General features: G+C 33.3%; 7 protein-coding genes. 5 read left to right on the forward strand and 2 right to left on the reverse strand.

The annotated features are described in order from the left end of the window. Window positions 1-58 precede the first annotated feature (58 nt). From nirD to P8H68_RS04160, 4 genes are all read left to right on the forward strand, one after another. Complete coding sequence (nirD, locus tag P8H68_RS04145) at window positions 59-436, forward strand: nitrite reductase small subunit NirD (RefSeq protein ID WP_300322031.1); 378 nt, start codon at window positions 59-61, stop codon at window positions 434-436. Window positions 437-545: 109 nt separating this feature from the next. Beyond that, on the forward strand, window positions 546-1,133 hold the full coding sequence (locus P8H68_RS04150; RefSeq protein ID WP_300322034.1) for a DUF4202 domain-containing protein: 588 nt from the start codon (window positions 546-548) through the stop codon (window positions 1,131-1,133). A gap of 61 nt (window positions 1,134-1,194) precedes the next feature. Continuing rightward, window positions 1,195-2,538 (forward strand): ATP-binding protein, encoded by a 1,344-nt coding sequence (locus tag P8H68_RS04155; protein ID WP_300322037.1) that lies wholly within the window; start codon window positions 1,195-1,197, stop codon window positions 2,536-2,538. 399 nt (window positions 2,539-2,937) lie between these two features. Continuing rightward, on the forward strand, window positions 2,938-3,753 hold the full coding sequence (locus P8H68_RS04160; protein WP_300322040.1) for a hypothetical protein: 816 nt from the start codon (window positions 2,938-2,940) through the stop codon (window positions 3,751-3,753). 45 nt (window positions 3,754-3,798) lie between these two features. On the opposite strand, the gene P8H68_RS04165 is transcribed toward P8H68_RS04160, so the two are convergent. Both P8H68_RS04165 and P8H68_RS04170 read right to left on the reverse strand, forming a co-directional pair. After that, window positions 3,799-5,832 (reverse strand): DUF4954 family protein, encoded by a 2,034-nt coding sequence (locus P8H68_RS04165; protein ID WP_300322042.1) that lies wholly within the window; start codon window positions 5,830-5,832, stop codon window positions 3,799-3,801. A gap of 117 nt (window positions 5,833-5,949) precedes the next feature. Then, on the reverse strand, window positions 5,950-6,834 hold the full coding sequence (locus P8H68_RS04170; RefSeq protein WP_300322045.1) for a DUF302 domain-containing protein: 885 nt from the start codon (window positions 6,832-6,834) through the stop codon (window positions 5,950-5,952). A gap of 134 nt (window positions 6,835-6,968) precedes the next feature. On the opposite strand from P8H68_RS04170, the gene hemN reads away from it, so the two are divergent. Beyond that, on the forward strand, window positions 6,969-8,333 hold the full coding sequence (gene hemN / locus P8H68_RS04175; RefSeq protein ID WP_300322048.1) for an oxygen-independent coproporphyrinogen III oxidase: 1,365 nt from the start codon (window positions 6,969-6,971) through the stop codon (window positions 8,331-8,333). The last annotated feature ends 113 nt before the right edge of the window (window positions 8,334-8,446 follow it).

Raw genomic sequence — 8,446 nt, forward strand, 5'->3', positions numbered from 1 at the left:
AGAATGTATTAAAGAGTATAAAGTAATTAATCCCAAATAGGGGTAAAAAATAAAAATTATGTCAGCAGTATTAGAAAAGTATTTTACAACTAACGTTGATGAAGTAAAAGTTTGGTTTAAAGCAGCTCCAGTATCTAAATTTCCTGAAAATGGAGGTGCCTGCGTAAAATACAAGGATAAGCAAATTGCCGTATTTAATTTCACAAGAGAAAGTAAATGGTATGCTTGTCAAAATTTATGTCCTCATAAAATGGAAATGGTACTTTCTAGAGGGATGATTGGAGACGACTGTGGGACGCCTAAAGTAGCTTGTCCTTTGCATAAAAAAACATTCTCTTTGGATAATGGAGAGAATTTAAATGGCGATTTAGACGCGATTGCAGTTTATCCTGTGAAAGTTGAAGATGGATTTGTGTATTTAGGATTTTCTGAATAGATAATTAGCCTAAGATTTTTTGTTTTAAAACACCAATAAGATCTAAATTAATTTTATTTTTGTAAAAGATTCAGCACCCATGTGTTGGATCTTTTCAATTTTTAGAACTATGGCAACAGCACAATTTCAAGAAGCAATAAAATTATTTGATTTAGCAAATAGTGAAGATCCGAACAAAGAAACTTGGGAAGGAAAAGAATATCCTAAAGAAGTTTTGTATGGAGAGCGAATGACTGCCATGTTAGAAGGGTTTGATGCTGAAGCTTCAGAAGAGGTGCAATTGGCAGCACGTTGTCAGCATATTTGTCGCTGGGAGATTCCTAGAGATTCTTATGAAATGAATAGACCGGGTTATTTGAAGTGGAGAACGGAATTGAAAAAATTTCATGCACAAAAGGCTTCAGAAATTTTAGCATCTGTAGGCTATGATAAAGATGTACAGGAGAAAGTTTCTTTTTTGTTACAGAAAAAACAATTGAAAAGAAATGAAGACACTCAAACAATAGAAGATGTTATTTGTTTGGTGTTTTTACAGTTTTATTTTGATCCATTCATAGAAAAACATTCTGAAGAGAAAATTGTTGATATAATTCAGAAAACTTGGAAAAAAATGTCGGAAAAAGGACATGATGCTGCACTACAATTAACCTATTCTGATCTAGGTTTATCGCTAGTAAAAAAAGCACTTGGTTTATAAGTAGTTCTTCAATTAGTAGTAACATAAATAGAGTTGTGTTCTTTTTTTATACTTTTGCAAAATGCAGAAGAATAAAATTGAATACACAAATATCCCTTTACTTTTAAAAAGACTTTTGATAAGGTCTTTTCTTTTATTGGCAGGATTGCCGGTGTTTCTGTACATGCTCTTGAATTTTTTTCAAGTAGAATTTTCATTGTCCCTATTGGCTGTGTTATTTTTTGTGTTGATTATTCTTGTGTTTATCAAACAGTATTTTCAAAAAATTATTCAAATTCTTGTCAAGTCCAATATTTATAACAAAGAGCAAATTGCTGAGTTGAAAGAGCAATATGAATTGAAAGAAATTGCTTATCAAGAACTTGAAAGTTTGAATTTTGTGGTAGATAATGCAGCTCTATTTGCCAGTACCAAATTGGATGGTACTGTACTTTATATGAGTAAAAAGTTTTCTGATTTATTAAAATTGGAAAAAAATGATATTCGTGGTTCTATTGAATTGTTGTTGACTCAAAAGGAAGGACAACAACAAAAATTAAAAGATGTTTTTTTAACGACTCGTCAGAAAAGTTGGATGGGTGAGGTGGAGCTTACTTCTAAAACAGGAGAGATTTTATGGATGGAGATTTCTGTGATTCCTATGAATAGATCACATGGAAAGCAAAGTTTATTTATTCTTGGAAATGATATTACTGAAAGAAAGGAGACACAAGAGGAAATAGATAGAATAAAGCAAGAAGACTACGAAAGTAAGGTGCAGCTTCAAAAAGATCAAGCCAGTCAGATTGTTGAAGCACAAGAAGGAGAAAGAAAGAGGATTGCGAAAGATATACATGACGGAATTGGTCAGATACTGACGGCATTGAAGTTTAGTGTAGAGTCCATTAACTTGGAGAATCCTGAAAAGGCAGAAGAGAAATTAGCTGATTTAAAGATTGTGTTTGGACAGTTGATTAAAGATGTCAGAGCGGTAACTTTTAGTTTGACTCCTCCAGAATTAATTGATCATGGGATTGCTCCTGCTTTGCGTAAAATGACTCAGGAAATATCTAAGCTTTCAGGTAAAAATATATTATTTGAAAATAAGACTGATTTTAATGAACGCTTTGATTCCTTGACCGAAACGAACCTATATAGGGTTGCACAAGAAGCAACAAATAACGCATTGAAATATGCTGATTCTACCTATGTTTTAGTTTCTGTAACACATACCAAAGATCTTTTGAGTATCATGATTGATGATAATGGAAATGGTTTTGATACCAATCAGATGATCAATTCTGAAAAAGGTTTAGGAATGGGCTTGTTTTTTATGCGTGAGCGTGTTAATTATGTAAATGGTCGTTTGTTTATAAACTCTACCATTGGTGAAGGAACTAGGATCACCATAAATATTCCATTATAGTCTGAGTATTATGGTGGTTTTGTTAGTTGTCGTTTTATAACAGTTAACCTTTAGAAGGGTTAACTGTTTGTGTTATCGATCCTCCTACACCAGGCGAAGCAGATAGTGATGGTGTTTGAGCCGATAGGAATCCGCTAATTATCGTGATAATGAAAAAAGTAATTTTTTTAATCATAAGTATGGTTTTAAGTGGTTAGTTGGGGAGATAGTAAATTATTTTCACCCATGCAATAAAAGGTTTTTTTGAATGTATTTTCGAAAAGTCCCATATATCATAATATGGGAAAATATTTTGTAGGTTGTTTCGTTAAGCGTTATATTTACATTTAATAAAATTGAATGCTATCGTTTTTTTTGAAATGACTTTAGTGTTCGCTTAACTTAAACCTATTAAATTGTATGAAAAAATTAAAATTATTAGCTGCATGGCTTGTAGCTGTGCTTGTGTTTGCATCTTGTTCTGAAGATAGTGGAGAGGAGCTGGATCCAATGATTTTTAGTGGAATAGAAGTTTCAAAAGAGATGACTTTTACGGACGAGACGATTGAATTAACGATTGATGCTTCTGGTTACTCTGATGTTGAAATTACATCGAATAAGTCTTCTCAAATTAAATTTGAAAGAATCGCTAATGGACGATATGAAATCAGTGCTGACGAATCTGTTTACGGGAAAGTATATGTAGCATTAAAAGATGCGGAAGGAAATTATTCTGATGATGTGAAAACGGTCAATGTTGGTTTTTATAAACATGGAGTTCAGGATGGAAAGGTAATTGAAGGAATTAAGATTGATGTTGATAAGGCTGAAAAGATCACTAAATTGTTGGGTGAGCCTCTATTAGTGAGTGCGACGGATGGAAACCCATATGAATTTTGGTCTTACCCTTCTAAAGGAATCAGTTTTGGAGTCGTTAAAAGTACGGATGTAGTTTTTTACATTTCTTTGTATAGTTCAAACTACTATGTTATAACTGAAAATGGTAATGTTCCATATATTGATTATCCATATGATTTACCACATGGATGGAGAGTTAATAGCTCAACGATGAATAGTGTAATCGATGAGCTTGGACAGCCGAACTCTAAGAGTAGCACCGAAGGATCGACTTTAAGGTCTTATAGGTACGATAGTTTAAATTCATGGGTTAGATTTTATAGTGATACCGAAGATGGTTATTTTGGTAAGATTATTAAGTCTTGGTCGATGTACTAGTTAAAATAAAAATTAAAAAGGGACTACAAATTGTAGTCCCTTTTTTTATGCTAATTTTTGAAGTTGTTGTATAATATCGTTCGATAATTTCGTTTTCTTATCGACATGATTTAGAATTTCTTTTACTGTGGAGTTGCTTTTAAAATCACCACGTACGCTGGCAAAATCTTTGGCTCTTTCCTTAAGATTTCCATCTACTCCAAAACCAACTTGCGTTGATAAAGAGAATTCTTTTTTCGCATCTTCGTATAATAAATTGTCAAGTTCAACAACAGAGTTGATCCATTGTTTTACAATATCAATTACATTTTCTGGAGTTATTTTGTCCAATTCAACTTTGAAATGTTTTTCTAAGAGGGTACTCGCCCAATTCCATTCATATTCGTAATAGTTGTTGTGAATTTCTTCAAGTGCTTTCTGTGCCTTATCAAGACTATCAATTGATTTGTTTTCTATATTGTTTAGAAATGAATCTAAAGATTCAATAGGACAAATCATTCCACTTACATCCAACCATTTTCCTTTCCCAATGGTAGAGTTTGGTTGAAGAATTGCAATAAGTTCTTCTTTGTTCTGGATAGTATTGTTTTGGATTCTACTAATGATCGAGTTTCCAAGAAATTTGTTGATGACAATAGTATAAATATTGATTCCTTTTTTCAAAGAACTCGCTTTTATTTTCATGCCGGCATAATTGTATTCCTTAGCACTACTTCCTGATAGGGATTCAAGATCTTTCAAAATCTTTAATCCACCATCAACTTTGTGAATTGTAAATGGACTTAATAGATTAAAATTAATGATATCTATTCTGTGGTTCTCGTTACGAGTGTCACGTTTTGGCCATTTTTGAGCATCTCTTACTGTTCCGACACTTCTTAAATTGATTCCCGGAATTAGAATACTGTCATTCTTAGATTCAATCAAATAAGAAAAAGGAAGGTTTGAAGAGTCTACGTTTTTATAATGTCTACCAGAAACCAACGTAAAAGCTCCCACTTTAGAAGGCCATAAAATGTAGGAATTACTGGTTGTTTTAGCTCCTCTTTCCAGAATACCTTGATGAATTGGACCTAATTTATACATGTGATTACTTTGGTTGGATCCACTACCGGCATTCATAAATGAAAACATTCCAGCAATCAGTAAAGTGGATTTATGATGCGTAACCGTATAAGGACCTGCAAAAATAGAACAGGCTTCACCATTAAATCCTTGGCTATTTGCAAAAAATAATGAGTGTTCTGCAGAATAATGTTTGTCCAAGATACAACCTTGTCCAACAAAGCAATTAGAAATGATCGTAGCGTTATCCACAGAGCTATTACTTGAAATGATAAAATTCTCTGCCATTACCTCTGATCCAACGTAAACCGGTGCGTCTTGATAAGAATTGATACTTCCATTCTTCAAACTTGCGACACCTTCCAGTTTTGCATTTTCTCCTATGTTGGTGTTTTTAATGGCTTTACAATTTAGGATTCTAACATTGTCTTTTATAGTACCAATATTAGATTCAATAGAGCTGGTATAGTCACTAATCATTTCCTTTAGATTGTCGATTAGGTCATCTCTGTGTCTGTATAAAGCAAGTATGTATGCTATCTGAGCAGATAGGTCGTCGTAAATAGGTATTTCTCTACCACCTCCTTCGTTGATGGTTTCTACAATCGTTCCATTTCCGAAAGTAGAGGTTTCATTCACGGCAATATGTCCTACATTTTCAATGATCACATTAGCGCCAATGATATAGTTTGCAATATAATTCTCAACGTTTTTTATAAAAGGATTGTCGCCTATATTACAATTGTGCAAATGCGCATTGTAAATTCCATTATCTCTAACAACTCCTCCAAAAGCCGTATTTTCACCACTGATAGCTCCAATTTTTACATCACTACTAAAGGTAACCTGTTGTATTTTTGAAAGGTCAGTTTTTTCAGTAATCCAAACTGTGTCCCAACACTTAGAGGAACAGCCTTGAGATTTAAGTTGAGAAATTTGTACTTCAGTTAGATTAAGATATAAATGATTGTCAGTCATTTCTTTTTGAATATTATTCAAAGATAATGAGGTCATGTTGTTTGGTTTGAGCGAATTCATAGGAACGGAAGTAATTCCGTTCAGGGACTAAATTTACAATTTAATTATAACAAATTAGTTAAAGAATAACCGTGTTTTATAATAGAGGATATTTTATTCTTTGTGAATAGCTTTGCTAAAGGTTGCTTTTAGCCTTTTATTAATGAAATGCTGAGGTTTTGTAGATGTGTTGTAATACAATTCCGAAAAAGCAACAATATCGTTATAACAGATGAAAATATGCTTGTCGGAACCTTCGTATACCAAAAGTTTTTGACAAAACGCATCCAATCCAATTTTAGGAGTGGTTACCATCGCTTTTCCTCCAGGAGCAGGCCCTCCAAAAAGCAATAATTTAGTCGGTCTGATGTCAATATTCAAATCTTTAGCTTCCTTTTGAAAATCGATATCGGCAAACCACTGAGTGTCATTTTGTGACATGACAATATTTTTTAAATTGGTGACCGTTGTTTCAAAGTTGAAATCGGATTTCAGAGTTACGATTCCAAAGTTTTTAGAGATGTCTTTTGTGTTTGTATTGGAAATTAAATTGGTAGGTAATTGGGCTAGAGTTTGATTCATGGCCTGGTTGTATCCTTTGAGATGATTTAAAGGGATTTCATGACGTTTTGAAATAAAATCACCTGAGGTATATGCGATATTTACACCAGTTGTGTCCTTCTCAGCATAACAAAGGATTTTAAAAGGTAAATCAAGAGCAACTAACTGATTTTCTTTTATCAAAGCAGTATTTATTTCGGAAGATGAAAAAATAGTAGCGATGGAAGGTGGAGTATAAACACCTGCCTCTTTTGCCATCTGATGGTGGTCTAAATTTGTTATTAATTTATATTCACTGATGTTATTATGGAGTGTTTGTGAAGTAGCACTTACTTTGTTAGAGATGTAGTTTTTGTTTTTTTTGGGTTTTGTGTCTTTGCAAGAGAACAAGCAAACAATTAAACCAGAGAGCATAAGTTGTTTTATGAGTAAAGTCATAGCGATTCATTTTAATGTTTAGTAAATCTTGCCTTAAATTAGTGAATTTTTCAATGTTACTAAACAAATAAAGTGATATTTGTCATCAATATTTTTAGGGGTCATGTTTAATTTTGCCCTTGTAAAACAATTCTATGAGCGATCTTTTAATAAGAAAATACAATATTCCAGGACCTAGATATACCAGTTACCCTACCGTTCCGTTTTGGAATAAGAAGGGGATTCTTTTGAAGGAGTGGAAAAGAACTGCAAAATTATCTTTTGAGGAGTCCAATAGTTCTGAAGGAATTAGTTTGTACATACATCTCCCGTTTTGTGAAAGTTTGTGTACGTTTTGTGCCTGTCACAAAAGAATTACAAAAAGACATGAGGTTGAAAATCCTTATATAGAAGCACTTCTAAAGGAATGGCAATTGTATGTGGATCTCTTCGAAGAAACTCCAATTATTAGAGAGTTGCATTTTGGAGGAGGCACACCAACTTTTTTTAGTCCGCACAATTTAAATCGACTTTTATCGGGTATTTTCAGCTCTTCAAAAAGACACGCGAAACATGAATATAGTTTTGAAGGGCATCCGAATAACACTACAAAAGAACACTTGCAAACTTTGTATGACTTTGGTTTTACAAGAGTAAGTTTTGGTGTTCAAGATTACAATATAAAGGTGCAAGAGGCTATTCATAGAATTCAACCTGCAGAAAACGTAGAGAATGTTACAAAATGGGCCAAGGAGATTGGTTATACTTCTATAAGTCACGATTTGGTATTTGGATTGCCTTTTCAAACACTCGAAGATGTATTATTTACCATAAATAAAACAAATGAGTTTAGCCCCGATCGTATTGCTTTTTATAGTTATGCTCATGTACCTTGGGTAAAAGGGGTAGGTCAAAGGGGGTTTGATGAAAAAGATTTGCCAGATAATGAAGTAAAGCGCTCTTTGTATGAGTCAGGTAAAAAATTGTTAGAAGATTGTGGTTATAAAGAAGTAGGTATGGATCATTTTGCACTGACAACGGATTCTCTATTTGCCTCCATGGAAACAAAAAAGTTGCATCGGAATTTTATGGGGTATTCTGCGAATAAAACTCAGTTGATGGTTGGGTTGGGGATGTCTTCTATAGCAGATTCTTGGTATAGTTTTGCTCAGAATGTAAAAACGGTTAAGGAGTATCAAGAACTGGTCCATAAAGGTGAGTTTCCTGTTTTTAAAGGACATTTATTAAGCGAGGAAGACTTAATTATTCGAAAGCATATTTTAAATATTATGTGTCATTTTGAGACCTCATGGAACAATAAATCGATGCAATTTCCTGAACTTCCTGAAACATTAAAAAGATTGGAAGAGTTAGAAAAAGATGGTTTGGTTATCATTTCAGAGAATGGTTTGAGCGTTCCAGATAAAGCAAGACCTTTTGTTAGAAATATATGTATGGCCTTTGACTTGTTACTTCAGAGAACTGGAACAAAAAATAATTTGTTTTCTAAGACGATCTAAATAATTCAAAAATTTGGGAGGTAATTTCAAACGCTAGTTTGCTTATCTTTGCAAAATGCAAGAATTACGTTTGTCAAGTTGGTTGCCAACAACCAATAAGGAGGTTAAGTTAA

It is taken from the genome of Flavicella sp. (genome assembly GCF_029238425.1).
Classification (GTDB): domain Bacteria; phylum Bacteroidota; class Bacteroidia; order Flavobacteriales; family Flavobacteriaceae; genus Flavicella.

What these genes read in the sequence shown, in the direction of transcription:
- nirD (WP_300322031.1), top strand. Translation starts at nt 59, where the DNA reads ATGTCAGCAGTATTAGAAAAGTATTTTACAACTAACGTTGATGAAGTA.
- P8H68_RS04150 (WP_300322034.1), top strand. Translation starts at nt 546, where the DNA reads ATGGCAACAGCACAATTTCAAGAAGCAATAAAATTATTTGATTTAGCA.
- P8H68_RS04155 (WP_300322037.1), top strand. Translation starts at nt 1,195, where the DNA reads ATGCAGAAGAATAAAATTGAATACACAAATATCCCTTTACTTTTAAAA.
- P8H68_RS04160 (WP_300322040.1), top strand. Translation starts at nt 2,938, where the DNA reads ATGAAAAAATTAAAATTATTAGCTGCATGGCTTGTAGCTGTGCTTGTG.
- P8H68_RS04165 (WP_300322042.1), bottom strand. Translation starts at nt 5,832, where the DNA reads ATGACCTCATTATCTTTGAATAATATTCAAAAAGAAATGACTGACAAT.
- P8H68_RS04170 (WP_300322045.1), bottom strand. Translation starts at nt 6,834, where the DNA reads ATGACTTTACTCATAAAACAACTTATGCTCTCTGGTTTAATTGTTTGC.
- hemN (WP_300322048.1), top strand. Translation starts at nt 6,969, where the DNA reads ATGAGCGATCTTTTAATAAGAAAATACAATATTCCAGGACCTAGATAT.